Source organism: Escherichia sp. E10V10 (assembly GCF_004211985.1).
In the GTDB taxonomy this organism is placed as follows: domain Bacteria; phylum Pseudomonadota; class Gammaproteobacteria; order Enterobacterales; family Enterobacteriaceae; genus Escherichia.
On sequence record NZ_RHJO01000021.1, the window covers coordinates 58345 to 73914 of the forward strand.

Sequence of the window (15570 nt, forward strand, 5' to 3'; positions counted from 1 at the left end):
TTTTCTCTCGTTACAATAGAACGCACAAGGAATTGTGAAAAAGGAGTGGCAATGATCAAGAAGACAACGGAAATCGATGCTATCTTGTTAGATCTCAATAAGGCTATCGATGCCCATTACCAGTGGCTGGTGAGTATGTTTCATAGCGTGGTAGCGAGAGATACCAGTCAGCCAGAAATTACGGATAACCATTCTTATGAACTGTGCCAGTTTGGTCGGTGGCTTGATCATCATGGACCACTCGATAGTGATGAATTACCCTACGTTCGGATAATCGATTCTACCCATCAGCATATGCATAACTGTGGCCGGGAATTAATGCTGGCTATTGTCGAAAATCGCTGGCAGGAAGTTCATTTTGACGAATTTCAGGAAGGGTTGCTTTCTTTTACCGCAGCATTAACAGATTACAAAATTTATTTGCTGACTATTCGCAGCAATATGGATGTATTGACGGGATTACCTGGCCGTCGGGTACTTGATGAATCCTTTGAGCATCAATTACGTAATGCTGAACCATTGAATCTTTATTTAATGCTGCTGGATATAGACCGATTTAAACTGGTTAATGATACCTACGGGCATTTAATCGGTGATGTGGTATTGCGCGCTCTGGCAACTAACTTAGCCAGGTGGACGCGTGATTACGAAACGGTTTATCGCTATGGGGGTGAAGAATTTATCATCATCGTCAAAGCGGCTAATGATGACGATGCCTGTCGTGCAGGAGTCCGTATTTGCCAGTTAGTTGATAACCACGCAATTGCGCATTCTGAAGGGCATATCAACATAACCGTGACTGCCGGAGTAAGCCGCGCATTTCCTGAAGAATCACTGGATGTGGTTATAGGAAGAGCAGATAAAGCAATGTATGAAGGCAAGCAGACCGGAAGAAATCGCTGCATGTTTATTGACGAACAAAACGTGATTGCCCGAGTTTAAGCTCTGTTTAACATTCATTGAGAAAAATAATGCTACTGTGTCAAAGAACCGTTACCAGCGCAGAGAAATGCCTGATAGCGTAAAAGCAAAACACAAATCGATCCATGCAAGCATTCACCGCCGGTTTACTGGCGGTCTTTTTTTTCGCCGTCAAAAAATCAGGCCCCTTGCACGCAACTGTAACAAGGGGCCGGTTAGGTGAGGGATTATCTCCGTTCATTAGTCATCCCATTTGTAGCTGAAATATGCGGCCAGAAAGCCAGAAAATAAAATTATTCCCAGAACAGCTATAAAAACATTCATATTACCCAACATTATTTTCCTCCGTTTATTGTGTAGTGCGTTTCCTCGCTTACCTTAATTTTCATCTCAATGAGAAAGATATTAGCAGATATTACCTAAACAAAGGCTGAATCAGGCGGTTATTGTGATGGGGAGCGACTGTTTTTACGATATTGCGAAGGGGATAATAAAAAACGTTGGTGAAAGTGATGACGCAATAACGCTGAATTGCCAAAAACCGTCAGCTCGGCAATTTTATCGATGTTAAAAGCCGAATTTTGCAGATAATCCTGTACTCGTATTAAGCGCTAATTGAGCAGCCAGCGGGCGGGCGTCATGCCGGTTAACGCCTCAAAACGTCTCAAAAAAGTGCGCGGACTCATATTTACCCGCTCGGCGAGGGAAGACACCGTATGTGTTTGTGCCAGATTCTGCTGCAAAAAGTCGAATAATGCACCTAACGTCTGGCTTTCACGCGGTGAGGCCATTGGGCGCGTCAGATTTTGTGGTTGATCCCCCTGGCGATGTGGCTGTATGACCAGCCGCCGGGCGACATTATTAGCAATCTCATGGCCAAAATCTTTGCGCACGATATGTAAACACAGATCGATCCCCGCGGCGCTTCCGGCGGAGGTCATCACTTGTCCTTCATCCTGATATAACACATTGTCACTTACGCTGATTGAAGGGTAACGGTGCCGGAGTTGTTCAGTGTAGCGCCAGTGGGTGGTCGCTTTTCGCTGGTGAAGAAGGCCCGCAGCGGCAAGGACAAACACGCCAGAGCATATCGATACCAGGCGAGTACCGCGCTGGTGTGCCTCGCGCAATGCCTGACATAGCATCTCTGGCACTTTTGCATCTATTCCGCGCCAGCCAGGAATAATAACCATATCGGCGTTGGGCAATAATTCCAGCCCTCCATCTGCCACCACGTGGATCCCCCCGGTGGCTTGCAGCGCACCAGGCTCTACCGCAGCAACGGCAAAACGATACCAGTTATCGCCCAGTTCCGGTCGTGGCAGGCCGAATATTTCAACGGCTACGCCAAATTCGAAAGTACATAGCCCGTCATAAGCCAGTGCAACGACCAGCGGACGTTGTAACGTTGTCATCATTTTGCTCTTTTCTGGCATATCGAGAGGCGGTCAGTGAAAAGTAGATTGGTTACATTATTGTTAACACGACAAACCAAAAGGAAAAAGCACTATGCGTTATGTCACTGAATTTACCACAGCGAAGCCGGAAGTTGCTGAGGCGCATTTTCTCGCGCGCTTGAGTGTCGAAACAGATTGTGCCGATGTTCATGACTCTCTGGCTTATATTGGCGATGATTTCGTTTTACTTCATGTGGTTGGACGTAAAGAGGACTTCGCGCGTCGGCATATCCCAGGCGCTCTCCATCTACCCCATAAGCAAATGACCGCAGAGAGAATGGCCGAATGGCCGGACGGTACGCTATTTGTGGTGTATTGTGCGGGGCCACATTGTAACGGTGCAGACCGTGCGGCACTCAAACTGGCTCGACTCGGAAAGCCGGTTAAAATTATGCTTGGCGGGATAACCGGCTGGGAAGATGAAGACTATGCCTTTGCCTCAGAATAATGATTAGCAAAGCCGTGCCAGCAGTGGCACGGCACGAATGTCAACAGAGTGCTGGCTGCCCCTGGGGTCTGGCGTTAATACCTTTTAACATCAGCGCCCATGCGGCAATGATGACTACCGCCAGGATGATAAACAGCGAGGAAGACGGGAGAGTGGTCAGTACCACACCACTCACTAATGGATTTACCGCTGCACCCAACCAGCCTAATGACTGAGCGGAAAAATAGCTGGCTTTCATTCCAGGCGGCGCAATATGGTCAATCAACATATACTCACCGGGAGCATAAATAATTTCACCAACAGTAAATACCGCGGCTGAAATTCCCCACAATAGCAGGCTGTTTCCGGAAAAAATAAAACCGACCAGACCGACGACAAAACAGAGTGTGCCTACCGTCATCAGCGCGCGGATGTTGGTCGGGTTAATTCGTCGCCCAACGGAATACTGCAACGTAACCACCATCGCGGCATTAACAGGCAGGACCACTGCGACCACTTTTTCAGCAAAACCACTATCCGCTATGACCATCACATATTGCGAGATACAAGAGGCAAAGGCACCGCTCACGAAAGAAGCCAGAAAGGCCGAGCAGGTGAACCACAGCAGCGCTTTATCCCGTAACAAAACCTTTGGCGACCAGACGCTGCCTGTTTCTGTGGCGATGATTTTCTCGCTACGCTTTACCCAAATTTGAATGAAAACCATGGGAAACGCTGAGCAGATAGCTGCCAGCCAAAAGGGCAGATTGATGCTCTGCATGACTAACAGGGTGCCGAGTGGTGGGCCGACGGTCCAGCCAATGTTGAGCATGGTGTAGTTGATCGAGAAGATCTTCGTTTTGCTGGTGGATGAAAGATTGTCGGCAAACCAGGCTTTCAATACAGTGGCAAAAACGGAATAGGCACAGTTGATGAGTGCGAAAAAAAGTACCACCAGCGTGACGCTGTCCACCAGGGGAATGGCAATAAAACCGCTGGCGAAGGCCGTAATTGCCAGTAACATATAGCGTTTCTTGTCGAACTTATCCGCCAGGATACCAAAACCGAGGCTAAAAACGACACCAATAGTGAGCGCAATTGTCATCGCATAACCAATGAGATCGACACCCAGACTGTACTGGCGACTCAAGTAAATAGTCATAAATGGCAGCGTAGCGCCGCGTCCGATAGTTAATAACAACGACGAGGCGAGAAGGGCGCAAGTAGAGCGTCTCAGAGATAAGTTCATTTGGCTGTCCGACAATGCATTTCGTTATGTTTTGTTTTTGAGATGTAAAGAAATAGCATGGCAAAAATCCGAAGTATAGCGACTTATTTGCCATTAATGCCGTGGTAAACGGTGATTAACGAATGAACTGTTAAAGAAAAGTAAATTCAGCTAAGTTGATTGCTGACAAAAAATGAAAATTCAGAGGCGGGAAAATGTCGCGGAAAGATGGGTTGTTGGCGCTATTAGTCGTCGTTGTATGGGGGCTTAATTTTGTGGTCATCAAAGTGGGGCTCCATAACATGCCACCGCTGATGCTGGCCGGTTTACGCTTTATGCTGGTCGCCTTCCCGGCAATCTTTTTCGTGGCGCGGCCAAAAGTACCGCTGAATTTACTGCTGGGGTATGGTTTAACCATCAGTTTTGCGCAGTTTGCCTTTCTCTTTTGCGCCATTAACTTCGGTATGCCGGCAGGACTAGCCTCGCTGGTCTTACAGGCTCAGGCGTTTTTTACTATCGTGCTCGGTGCTTTTACTTTTGGCGAACGGCTGCACGGTAAGCAACTGGCGGGGATTGCGTTAGCGATTTTTGGCGTACTGGTGTTAATCGAAGATAGCTTTAACGGTCAGCATGTGGCGATGCTCGGTTTTATTTTGACCCTGGCGGCGGCATTTAGTTGGGCGAGTGGCAATATCTTCAATAAAAAGATCATGTCTCATTCATCCCGTCCGGCAGTGATGTCTCTGGTCGTCTGGAGCGCATTAATCCCTATAATCCCGTTTTTTGTCGCCTCGCTCATTCTCGATGGCTCGGAAACAATGATTCACAGTCTGGTCACTATCGACATGACCACCATTCTGGCGTTGATGTATCTGGCATTTGTGGCGACGATAGTTGGTTATGGGATCTGGGGTACGCTGCTTGGACGCTATGAGACATGGCGTGTCGCACCATTATCATTACTGGTGCCGGTAGTCGGTCTGGCAAGTGCAGCGTTACTGCTGGATGAACGCCTAACAGGTCTGCAATTCTTAGGTGCCGTGCTCATTATGACCGGACTGTATATCAATGTGTTTGGTTTGCGGTGGCGTAAAGCGGTGAAGGTGAGAGGCTAACAAGCCCCGATATGCCGGGGCCTGAATAAACTACATGGCGTGTTGGTTATAATAGGGCACGCCCAGCGCATCCGATTTGTCACTGCCTGTACCCATGTGATTTAAATCGAACGGTGGCTGTTCCTGCGATGGGGGAACAATCACCACATCGCCACAGGAAGTAACGACCGGTTGCGAGGTTTGTTCCGCAAAGCTCTGCGCGGAAAAGAGAATAAGCGCGGTTACCATTGCGGATAAAAGTGGTTTCATGATTGCCTCAGTGACGTTGTCACATTTTTATTAACTGTTGTAATGATTCAATGGATGCAAATACCGCGACTCGCACTGCATATTGGTCATCCGATATTTATGTGGCGGAACATCAAAGTAATTTTTGAAGGTGCGAGTCAGCGTTTGCTGTGACTCGAAACCATAACGTTCTGCCAGATAGAGGATTGGCTCGTTGCTTTCTTTCAGCTTTTGCGCGATTTCTGTCATCTTACGGCTGCGGATGTATTGACCTAATGAATGGCCGGTTTCTTTTTTAAACATCCGTTGCAGGTGCCATTTGGAATAACCTGAACGCTCTGACACTTTTTCCAGTGACAGTGGTGATTCCAGGTTGTCCTCGATCCAGTCCAAAATGCTATGAATGGTAATAGCGTCAGTATTGCGTCTGGACATCGTCATACCTCTTTTTTTGTTTACGGCAGGACTTTCTTAAGCAAATGCTCAAGCGTTGCCACTTCGTCCGCCGTCAGGTTTTTTGTTAATTCTTGATGCAGGTCCTGGCCAACTAATTGATGGCATTGTTCACATATTGCCGCGCCACTGCTGGTGAGTTTCACCAACACGCCGCGCTTGTCATTCGGGTTCGGCAACCGCTCAATCCAGCCTTTGCAAACCAGGCGATCCAACATGCGGGTCAGCGCGCCAAGGTCAACCGAAAGGACTTTTTTCAGCTCAACGGGAGTAATGCACGCTGCGCAGCGGATAGAGCAGAGCACCTTAAACTGTGCCGCGGTGATATCGAGCGGTGACAGATAATCGTTAAGCAGACGGTCTTTCTTCTGATTAACCATATGGATTAAGCGACCTAATGGGATGATTTCATTGAACAGGTCGCTGGTACTTTTCACAATGGTTGCCCTGGCAAGTAATTAGTTGCAGTGGATAATATTGCCCAGGCAAGTATAAGTCAAACGAATGAATCCCTCGATGCCACGATTTGCTAAATCGGTTCAAGTATTGCGCAGTGTGCTGCAAGATTAGTTAAAGAGTGAAACTTTCTCCTTGTTTACCCTTTATACTTTTCGCAGATAACTAGCGACACAGGATGGCAACCACCAATGTTAGATTTGTTTAAAGCGATAGGCCTGGGGCTGGTGGTGTTATTGCCGTTAGCGAACCCGTTAACTACCGTAGCGTTGTTTCTCGGGCTTGCGGGTAACATGAACACCGCCGAACGTAATCGTCAGTCATTAATGGCCTCGGTATATGTTTTTGCCATCTTGATGGTGGCGTACTATGCCGGACAACTGGTGATGGACACATTCGGGATTTCGATTCCCGGTCTGCGTATTGCTGGCGGCTTAATTGTCGCTTTTATTGGTTTCCGTATGCTCTTCCCCCAGCAAAAAGCGATTGACTCACCGGAGGCAAAAAGCAAATCCGAAGAGCTGGAAGATGAACCCAGTGCCAACATCGCCTTTGTTCCACTGGCAATGCCAAGTACTGCCGGACCGGGGACCATTGCGATGATCATCAGTTCGGCGTCCACAGTACGTCAGAGTTCAACCTTCGCAGACTGGGTTCTGATGGTTGCGCCGCCGCTGATCTTTTTTCTGGTTGCGGTCATTTTGTGGGGAAGCCTACGTAGCTCTGGCGCAATTATGCGGCTGGTGGGCAAGGGGGGAATTGAAGCGATCTCCCGCCTGATGGGCTTCTTACTGGTGTGTATGGGGGTGCAGTTTATTATTAACGGCATCCTGGAAATCATTAAAACGTACCATTAAAAAAGGCCCGAATGGGCCTTTCAACTATTGTGTCTGTTCTTCGAGTTTCACTGGCCAGCGGCGGAATATGACAATTGACCATATTAACGCAGCGAGAGCAGGCACCGCGCCAACATAGCCAATCATCGACATCGACCAGTGAAGACTCACCTGATTACCCACCAGCGCCCCGGCACCGATACCAATATTAAATATCCCCGAAAATAGCGCCATCGCAACGTCGGTAGCATCCGGTGCCAGCGCCAGCACTTTTACCTGCATCCCAAGGCCGATGATCATCATCGCAATCCCCCAGAAAACGCTCAGTACGCCGAGGTGCATCTCACTGTTCGCCGCAGGTAACAGTAGCGCCAGGCACACCAGCAATAACGCAATTGCCGCACTCACCAGCGTAGACGCATACTGATTGCCGAGTTTGCCGAAAATCAGGCTACCAATGATGCCTGCGCCTCCGAGCATTAACAGCAATGCCGTGGCAAAATTGGCGCTGAACCCAGCTACGTTTTGCACAAAAGGCTCGATATAGCTGTATGCCGTGTAATGCGCGGTAACCACCACTACCGTCAACAAATAAATGCTCATCAATGCCGGGCGGCGGAACAGTTGCGGAAGACTTTTCAACGACCCGGAATGCTCGCTGGGGAGTAATGGAAGTAACTTAATCAGGCATAGCAGGGTGATAAGCGCTCCAATACCAATGGCAAAAAACGTCGTTCGCCAGCCGAAATATTGCCCCACAATTCGACCAATGGGTAAACCTAATACCATTGCCAGAGCTGTACCGGTAGCAATTAAACTCAACGCCTGCGCTCGTTTACCTGCTGGCGCCATGCGAATCGCCAGAGACGCCGTTATCGACCAGAAAATAGCATGTGCGAAAGCAACGCCGATTCGACTGATCACCAGAACGGTAAAGCTCCACGATAAAAATGACAGCACATGGCTGGCAATAAACACCACAAACAGGCAGATCAGCAATTTGCGGCGTTCAACCTGACTGGTCATTAGCATAAAAGGCAATGACATTAGCGCTACTACCCATGCATAAATGGTCAACATGATGCCGACTTGAGCAGTTTGCATGTGAAAACTTTGCGCAATGTCAGAAAGCAAGCCAACAGGGACAAATTCGGTAGTATTGAAGATGAAGGCGGCTACTGCCAGCGTAACTACCCGTAGCCACGCCACTTTGCGGGAAACAGTGTTTGTTGTCATAACAGATTATCGGGTGAGTTGCAAAAAGGTGATGAAATGATCTTAAAACGGTTAATGATGTGAATACAATGACTTTGTGATCTACATCTCATTTTGCCGCTTCATGCTGTTCCAGCGATGTGTCAAGCAGTTCAATAAACGCCTCAAGCTGACGAGTCTTCGCGCCACGACGCCAGACCAGCCATGTCGTTAACCAACGCCATTGCTCACCTAATGGCCAGGCTTCAACCTGATGATGCCCCGGCATACTTTCCAGCATGGAACGAGGAATAAGCGCAATTCCCGCTCCGGCGATTACACAGGCCAGCATACCGTGATATGACTCCATCTCATGAATTGTCCCCGGCGCTGCGCCGTCGGCATGAAACCAGCTCTCAAAGTGGCGGCGATACGAGCAGTTAGCGCGGAAGGCATAGATATTACAACCATTAACCTGACTGGCGCGGGTAACGGGAGTATGTCCTTGCGGCGTAACGATCATCAACTCCTCGCGGTACACCGGCATCCCGTCAATGGCGGTATGGTTAATCGGACCATCAATAAATGCCGCATTCAGTTTTCCCTCAAGTACACCGTCCAGCATAGTTCCGGAAGGGCCAGTGGAAAGGGAAAACTGAATTTTAGGATAACGACGGTTAAATTCTGCCAGTGTAGCTGGGATGCGTACCGCTGCGGTGCTTTCCAGCGAACCGAGAGAAAACAAGCCTTGTGGTTCATCGCCAGCAACAACATTTCGCGCTTCGTCGACCAACGCGAGAATTTGTTGGCTATAGCGCAAAAAATTATGCCCGGCAGGAGAGAGACGTAAACGCTGATTCTCGCGAATAAACAGTTCAACGCCGAGTTCTGTTTCCAGCTGGCGGATACGGGTAGTCAGGTTAGATGGCACACGATGCACTTTTGCTGCCGCCTGGGTAATGCTGCCAGCCTCGGCAACGGCGTTAAACATCTCCAGCTGGGTCAGATCCATAGTATTCTCGATTCGTGAACAAGTGACTTAATATTATTCATTTTAACGAAAGAGTAAATCTGCGTATCTTCACACCATAACTCACGAAGGAGATACCCGGATGACCATTACTCCGCTTACCCATGCTATTTCAATAAATCCAGCCAATGGCGAACAACTTTCTGCACTGCCGTGGGCTGGCGCTGACGATATTGAACACGCACTTCGGCTCGCGGCGGCAGGCTTTCGCGACTGGCGCGTAACAAACGTAGATTATCGCGCAGAAAAACTGCGTGATCTCGGTAAGGCTTTGCGCGCCCGTAGCGAAGAGATGGCGCAAATGATCACTCGAGAAATGGGGAAACCGATCAAACAGGCGCGTGCCGAAGTGGCGAAATCAGCAAACTTGTGCGACTGGTATGCAGAGCATGGTCCGGCAATGCTGAAGAGCGAACCTACGCAGGTAGAAAATCAGCAAGCGGTTATTGAATATCGTCCTATGGGGACGATCCTGGCGATTATGCCGTGGAACTTTCCGTTATGGCAGGTGATGCGAGGGGCTGTTCCCATTATCCTGGCAGGTAACGGTTATTTGCTTAAGCATGCGCCAAATGTGATGGGCTGTGCACAGTTAATTGCTCAGGTCTTTAACGATGCAGGTATCCCACAAGGCGTATATGGCTGGTTGAATGCCGACAATGACGGTGTAAGCCAGATGATTAAAGACCCGCGCATTGCTGCGGTTACAGTCACCGGAAGTGTCCGTGCGGGAGCAGCCATTGGCGCGCAGGCTGGGGCGGCGCTGAAAAAATGTGTGCTTGAACTGGGCGGTTCCGACCCATTTATTGTGCTTAACGATGCCGATCTGGACCTGGCCGTGAAAGCCGCGGTTGCCGGACGTTATCAGAATACCGGGCAGGTTTGTGCAGCAGCAAAACGCTTTATCATCGAGGAGGGGATTGCCTCTGCATTTACCGAACGTTTTGTGGCGGCGGTATCGGCGTTGAAAATGGGCGATCCGAGTCATGAGGATAACGACCTCGGACCGATGGCGCGTTTCGATTTGCGTGATGAGCTACATCATCAGGTTGAAAAATCACTGGCACAGGGCGCCCGTCTGTTACTCGGAGGGGAAAAGGTAGCAGGCGCAGGAAACTACTATCCGGCAACGGTTCTGGCAGACGTCACGCCAGAAATGACCGCGTTTCGTGAAGAATTGTTTGGACCCGTCGCGGCAATCACCATTGCGAAAGATGCTGAACATGCGCTTAAACTGGCTAATGACAGCGAGTTTGGACTTTCTGCAACCATTATTACCTCTGATGAAGCACTGGCGAAACAAATGGCAGCTCGTCTGGAATGTGGAGGGGTGTTTATCAATGGTTTCAGCGCCAGTGATGCACGGGTAGCGTTTGGCGGTGTGAAGAAGAGCGGCTTTGGTCGTGAACTTTCCCATTTTGGGTTACATGAGTTCTGTAATATCCAGACGGTATGGAAAGACCGGATCTGACGTCACATATTTAGCTCTGTTATACTCGCAGGTCTTTTCAGACCTGCGAGCAAGGAGCAGAGAGTGGCAGTCGCCATGGATAATGCAATTTTAGAAAACATCTTGCGGCAAGTACGTCCGCTAATTGGTCAGGGGAAAGTCGCGGATTATATTCCGGCACTGGCAACGGTAGAGGGTTCCCGACTGGGCATTGCTATCTGTACCGTTGACGGGCAGCTTTTTCAGGCCGGAGACGCGCAAGAGCGTTTTTCAATTCAGTCTATTTCCAAAGTGCTCAGTCTCGTTGTTGCAATGCGTCATTACTCCGAAGAAGAGATTTGGCAACGTGTAGGCAAGGATCCGTCGGGATCGCCATTCAATTCTCTGGTGCAACTGGAAATGGAACAGGGTATTCCACGTAATCCTTTTATTAATGCCGGTGCGCTGGTGGTCTGCGACATGTTGCAAGGGCGATTAAGCGCCCCACGGCAACGTATGCTGGAAGTGGTGCGTGGACTAAGCGGCGTGTCTGATATTGCCTACGATACGGTGGTAGCGCGTTCAGAGTTCGAGCATTCTGCGAGAAATGCGGCGATAGCCTGGCTGATGAAGTCGTTTGGCAATTTCCATCATGATGTGACAACAGTACTGCAAAACTACTTTCACTACTGTGCACTAAAAATGAGCTGCGTTGAGCTGGCCCGAACGTTTGTCTTTCTGGCAAATCAGGGGAAGGCTATTCATATCGATGAGCCGGTGGTAACGCCAATGCAGGCGCGACAAATTAACGCGCTGATGGCAACCAGTGGTATGTACCAGAACGCGGGCGAGTTTGCCTGGCGGGTGGGGCTTCCGGCGAAATCTGGCGTTGGTGGCGGTATTGTGGCGATCGTCCCACATGAAATGGCCATTGCGGTCTGGAGTCCGGAACTGGATGACGCAGGTAACTCTCTTGCCGGTATTGCAGTACTTGAACAATTGACGAAACAATTAGGACGCTCGGTTTACTAATGCAGTCTCTTGATCCACTCTTCGCGCGTTTATCCCGTTCAAAATTTCGCTCCCGCTTTCGTTTAGGCGTGAAGGAGCGTCAGTATTGTCTGGAGAAGGGCGCGCCGGTTATCGAACAACATGCGGCGGATTTTGTCGCTCAACGTCTTGCCCCGGCCTTACCGGCGAACGATGGCAAGCAAACTCCCATGCGCGGGCATCCGGTGTTTATTGCCCAGCATGCTACAGCAACATGTTGTCGCGGCTGTCTGGCTAAGTGGCACAACATTCCGCAGGGTGTTTCGTTAAGTGAGGAACAACAACGTTATATTGTGACGGTTATCTACCACTGGCTGGTTATTCAGATGAATCAGCCATGAGAATGTCAGATTTCGACAAAGCCGTATCGGATTAATATCTTTATTTGTCACCGCTGCCAGTGAACATGCTATCCTTTATGAGAATTTACTTATTGCGTTAAAATAATTGCAGCCTGCAATTGTATGGACAGATAATTAATGCGTGTACACCCCATCTCAACTTTCCATTTGTTCCTGGAAGGCCATTTGCTACGTAATAGCATCGCGATTTTTGCGCTAACCACGCTGTTCTATTTTGTTGGTGCAGAGTTACGTCTGGTTCATGAACTCTCTCTCTTCTGGCCGCTGAATGGTGTGATGGCAGGGGTTTTTGCCCGGTATGTCTGGCTCAATCGGCTGCATTACTATGCAATCAGTTACGTGGCGATGATGGCTTATGATGCGATGACTACCGAATGGGGTTTAGTTTCACTGGTCATCAACTTGTCCAATATGATGTTTATTGTGACCGTGGCTCGGTTAGTGCTGAGGGATAAGCGACTGGGGAAAAATAAGTATGAGCCAGTAAGTGCCTTACGCTTGTTTAATTATTGCCTTATAGCCGCATTATTATGCGCAATTGTCGGGGCGGTTGGTTCAGTAAGTATTGATAGTCTGGATTTCTGGCCCTTACTTGCTGACTGGTTTAGCGAACAGTTTTCGACGGGCGTGTTAATTGTTCCGTGTATGTTGACGCTGGCGATCCCCAGGGCGTTGCCACGCTTTAAAGCAGAACAGATGATGCCGTTTATTGCGCTCATTGTATCGGTGATTGCCTCGGTAGTGATTGGCGGTGCGGGGAGTCTGGCGTTCCCATTGCCTGCATTGATCTGGTGTGCGGTACGCTATACCCCGCAGGTAACGTGTTTGCTGACTTTTTTGACGGGAGCGGTGGAAATCGTGCTGGTGGCAAATTCGGTGATAGATATCGCCGTCGGTTCGCCGTTCTCTATCCCACAAATGTTCTCCGCTCGTCTGGGGATTGCTACCATGGCAATTTGCCCAATCATGGTTTCCTTTAGCGTGGCGGCAATTAATTCGCTGGTTAAGCAAGTTTCTCTGCGTGCCGATTTTGATTTTCTCACCCAGGTTTACTCGCGCTCAGGTCTTTTTGAGGCATTAAAAAATCCGTCACTACAACAGACACAACATCTGACGGTGATGCTGCTTGATATCGACTATTTCAAAAGCATAAACGACAACTATGGCCATGAATGTGGCGATAAAGTTTTAAGCGTGTTTGCCCGGCATATACAGAAGATAGTTGGTGATAAAGGGCTGGTGGCGCGGATGGGCGGCGAAGAATTTGCTGTTGCAGTGCCTTCAGTGAATCCTGTGGATGGTCTGCTGATGGCGGAAAAAATCCGTAAAGGCGTAGAAATGCAACCGTTTATCTGGCAACAAAAAACGCTTTACTTGACGGTTAGCATTGGTGTCGGAAGTGGAAGTGCAACATTTCGTACGTTAATAGATGATTTCAGCAAACTAATGGTAGAAGCCGATACTTGTCTTTATCGCTCGAAAAAAGACGGGCGAAATCGTACCAGCACTATGCATTATGGCGAGGAAGTTGTCTGACAGGTTGTGATTTTTTGGCGGTGAACATCTGATTTGTTCTACCAATTTTGTCATTTCCCATTTTTACCGGGAATCATGATTACAAGCTTTCACTTTCCGGAACCTTGACCAACAGCACATTTTTCGCCAAAAAACGTGAATTGTTCGCCGCGAGTTGATCAAAACAGGGGTTCAGCGTATCAAAGTTTGCTAACCTGTCGTACCAATTCAAACAGGTTGTATGACTAATCAAAAGGGAACCCATTGTGAAAACACTAAATCGTCGCGATTTTCCCGGTGCACAGTATCCAGAACGTATCATTCAGTTTGGTGAAGGTAACTTCCTGCGTGCCTTTGTCGACTGGCAAATTGATCTCCTGAATGAGCACACCGATCTGAATTCTGGTGTGGTCGTAGTTCGTCCGATTGAAACTTCATTCCCGCCGTCACTGAGCACTCAGGATGGTCTGTACACCACCATCATTCGTGGTTTGAATGAGAAGGGCGAAGCGGTTAGCGATGCGCGTCTGATTCGTTCTGTTAATCGTGAAATCAGCGTCTACAGTGAATATGATGAATTCCTGAAACTGGCGCACAACCCGGAAATGCGCTTTGTTTTCTCTAACACCACCGAAGCAGGTATCAGCTACCATGCAGGCGACAAATTTGATGACGCGCCAGCGGTAAGCTATCCGGCAAAACTGACTCGCCTGTTGTTCGAACGTTTTAGCCATTTCAACGGTGCGCTGGATAAAGGTTGGATCATCATCCCGTGTGAACTGATCGACTATAATGGCGATGCGCTGCGTGAACTGGTTCTGCGCTACGCGCAGGAGTGGGCGCTACCAGAAGCATTTATTCAATGGCTGGAGCAGGCTAACAGCTTCTGCTCTACGCTGGTGGACCGTATCGTTACCGGTTATCCGCGTGATGAAGTGGCGAAACTGGAAGAAGAACTGGGGTATCACGATGGTTTCCTCGATACCGCTGAACACTTTTACTTGTTTGTGATTCAGGGGCCGAAATCTTTAGCTTCAGAATTACGTCTGGACAAATATCCGCTCAACGTATTGATTGTAGATGATATTAAACCATACAAAGAGCGTAAGGTTGCAATCCTGAACGGTGCGCATACGGCGTTGGTGCCAGTTGCGTTCCAGGCAGGGCTGGATACTGTAGGCGAAGCGATGAACGATGCTGAAATTTGCGCATTCGTTGAGAAAGCCATCTACGAAGAAATTATTCCGGTACTGGATTTGCCTCGTGATGAACTGGAATCTTTCGCCAGTGCAGTCACCGGGCGTTTCCGTAACCCGTACATTAAGCATCAGCTGCTTTCCATCGCGCTCAACGGTATGACCAAGTTCCGCACCCGCATCCTGCCGCAGTTGCTGGCAGGGCAGAAGGTGAACGGTAAACTTCCGGCCCGACTGACCTTCGCGCTAGCGGCATTGATTGCATTCTATCGTGGAGAACGTAACGGGGAAGCGTATCCGGTACAGGATGATGCCCACTGGCTGGAACGTTATCAGCAACTCTGGAGCCAGCATCGTGACCGTATCATCGACACCCAGGAGCTGGTCGCCATTGTGCTGGCAGAAAAAGACCACTGGGAACAGGACCTGACGCAAGTGCCTGGCCTGGTCGAACTGGTTGCTAATGACCTGGATTCCATTCTGGAAAAAGGGATGCGCGAAGCTGTACGTCCGTTGTGCTAAATAGCTTCGTTATCTGAACCCGGTTTCGACCGGGTTTCTTATTTAGCTATTTTAGTTACAACATCCTATATGCTAATTATAATAACCAGGTGCCATATGTTGCACCTGTAAATGTTGTAGTCTTGTAGGTAATTTGTAAGTACTGTCTTGA

Annotated in this window: 16 protein-coding genes and 2 pseudogenes; 9 read left to right on the forward strand and 9 right to left on the reverse strand. The window is 48.9% G+C overall.

Annotated elements, in window-relative coordinates; genetic code table 11:
- Positions 1–51: 51 nt before the first annotated feature.
- On the forward strand, positions 52–942 hold the full coding sequence (locus tag D9736_RS19660) for a diguanylate cyclase (RefSeq protein WP_130258978.1): 891 nt from the start codon (positions 52–54) through the stop codon (positions 940–942).
- Positions 943–1056: 114 nt separating this feature from the next.
- Here D9736_RS19660 and D9736_RS23660 read toward each other — a convergent pair.
- The 3 genes and pseudogenes from D9736_RS23660 to ftrA all read right to left on the reverse strand — a co-directional run bounded on the left by D9736_RS23660 (position 1057) and on the right by ftrA (position 2336).
- Positions 1057–1162 (reverse strand): annotated as a pseudogene (locus D9736_RS23660) (hypothetical protein).
- Positions 1162–1257: a protein MgtS gene (mgtS, locus tag D9736_RS19665; RefSeq protein WP_064529968.1), complete on the reverse strand. Its 96-nt coding sequence runs from the start codon at positions 1255–1257 to the stop codon at positions 1162–1164. Before mgtS ends, D9736_RS23660 begins: the two are co-directional and overlap by 1 nt.
- Positions 1258–1364: 107 nt before the next feature.
- Positions 1365–2336 (reverse strand): annotated as a pseudogene (gene ftrA, locus D9736_RS19670) (transcriptional regulator FtrA).
- Positions 2337–2430: 94 nt separating this feature from the next.
- Here ftrA and D9736_RS19675 point away from each other — a divergent pair.
- On the forward strand, positions 2431–2826 hold the full coding sequence (locus tag D9736_RS19675) for a rhodanese-like domain-containing protein (protein ID WP_130258979.1): 396 nt from the start codon (positions 2431–2433) through the stop codon (positions 2824–2826).
- A gap of 40 nt (positions 2827–2866) precedes the next feature.
- On the opposite strand, the gene ydeE is transcribed toward D9736_RS19675, so the two are convergent.
- Positions 2867–4054: an efflux MFS transporter YdeE gene (gene ydeE, locus D9736_RS19680; protein ID WP_130258980.1), complete on the reverse strand. Its 1188-nt coding sequence runs from the start codon at positions 4052–4054 to the stop codon at positions 2867–2869.
- Positions 4055–4248: 194 nt separating this feature from the next.
- Between ydeE and eamA the strand changes: the two genes are divergently transcribed.
- A complete protein-coding gene (gene eamA / locus D9736_RS19685; protein ID WP_130219097.1) occupies positions 4249–5148 on the forward strand; it encodes an O-acetylserine/cysteine exporter in 900 nt (299 codons plus the stop codon).
- A 30-nt stretch (positions 5149–5178) separates the two neighbouring features.
- On the opposite strand, the gene marB is transcribed toward eamA, so the two are convergent.
- The 3 genes from marB to marR are packed head-to-tail and all read right to left on the reverse strand — an operon-like array spanning position 5179 to position 6266.
- Positions 5179–5397, reverse strand: coding sequence for a multiple antibiotic resistance protein MarB (marB, locus tag D9736_RS19690; protein ID WP_130209257.1), 219 nt, complete (start codon positions 5395–5397; stop codon positions 5179–5181).
- Positions 5398–5427: 30 nt separating this feature from the next.
- The gene (gene marA, locus D9736_RS19695; RefSeq protein ID WP_130209255.1) at positions 5428–5811 is read right to left on the reverse strand and encodes an MDR efflux pump AcrAB transcriptional activator MarA; all 384 of its coding nucleotides are present in this window, start codon (positions 5809–5811) and stop codon (positions 5428–5430) included.
- 20 nt (positions 5812–5831) lie between these two features.
- The gene (gene marR, locus D9736_RS19700; RefSeq protein WP_130209253.1) at positions 5832–6266 is read right to left on the reverse strand and encodes a multiple antibiotic resistance transcriptional regulator MarR; all 435 of its coding nucleotides are present in this window, start codon (positions 6264–6266) and stop codon (positions 5832–5834) included.
- A gap of 210 nt (positions 6267–6476) precedes the next feature.
- Here marR and marC point away from each other — a divergent pair, with 210 nt between their 5' ends.
- A complete protein-coding gene (gene marC, locus D9736_RS19705) occupies positions 6477–7142 on the forward strand; it encodes an NAAT family transporter MarC (RefSeq protein ID WP_130209251.1) in 666 nt (221 codons plus the stop codon).
- Positions 7143–7166: 24 nt separating this feature from the next.
- Here the strand turns inward: marC and ydeA are convergent, their stop codons facing one another.
- Positions 7167–8357, reverse strand: a complete 1191-nt coding sequence (gene ydeA, locus D9736_RS19710) for an L-arabinose MFS transporter (RefSeq protein WP_130219099.1) — start codon at positions 8355–8357, stop codon at positions 7167–7169.
- A gap of 88 nt (positions 8358–8445) precedes the next feature.
- Complete coding sequence (locus tag D9736_RS19715) at positions 8446–9327, reverse strand: LysR family transcriptional regulator (protein ID WP_130219101.1); 882 nt, start codon at positions 9325–9327, stop codon at positions 8446–8448.
- Between the two features lie 100 nt (positions 9328–9427).
- On the opposite strand from D9736_RS19715, the gene sad reads away from it, so the two are divergent.
- From sad to uxaB, 5 genes are all read left to right on the forward strand, one after another.
- Positions 9428–10816, forward strand: coding sequence for a succinate-semialdehyde dehydrogenase (gene sad, locus D9736_RS19720; protein WP_130258981.1), 1389 nt, complete (start codon positions 9428–9430; stop codon positions 10814–10816).
- Positions 10817–10879: 63 nt separating this feature from the next.
- Positions 10880–11806, forward strand: a complete 927-nt coding sequence (gene glsB, locus D9736_RS19725) for a glutaminase B (RefSeq protein ID WP_064529958.1) — start codon at positions 10880–10882, stop codon at positions 11804–11806.
- A complete protein-coding gene (locus D9736_RS19730; RefSeq protein ID WP_130258982.1) occupies positions 11806–12165 on the forward strand; it encodes a DUF4186 domain-containing protein in 360 nt (119 codons plus the stop codon). Before glsB ends, D9736_RS19730 begins: the two co-directional genes overlap by 1 nt.
- A gap of 138 nt (positions 12166–12303) precedes the next feature.
- Complete coding sequence (locus tag D9736_RS19735) at positions 12304–13722, forward strand: GGDEF domain-containing protein (RefSeq protein WP_130258983.1); 1419 nt, start codon at positions 12304–12306, stop codon at positions 13720–13722.
- Positions 13723–13967: 245 nt separating this feature from the next.
- The gene (uxaB, locus tag D9736_RS19740) at positions 13968–15419 is read left to right on the forward strand and encodes a tagaturonate reductase (RefSeq protein ID WP_130258984.1); all 1452 of its coding nucleotides are present in this window, start codon (positions 13968–13970) and stop codon (positions 15417–15419) included.
- Positions 15420–15570 lie beyond the last annotated feature (151 nt).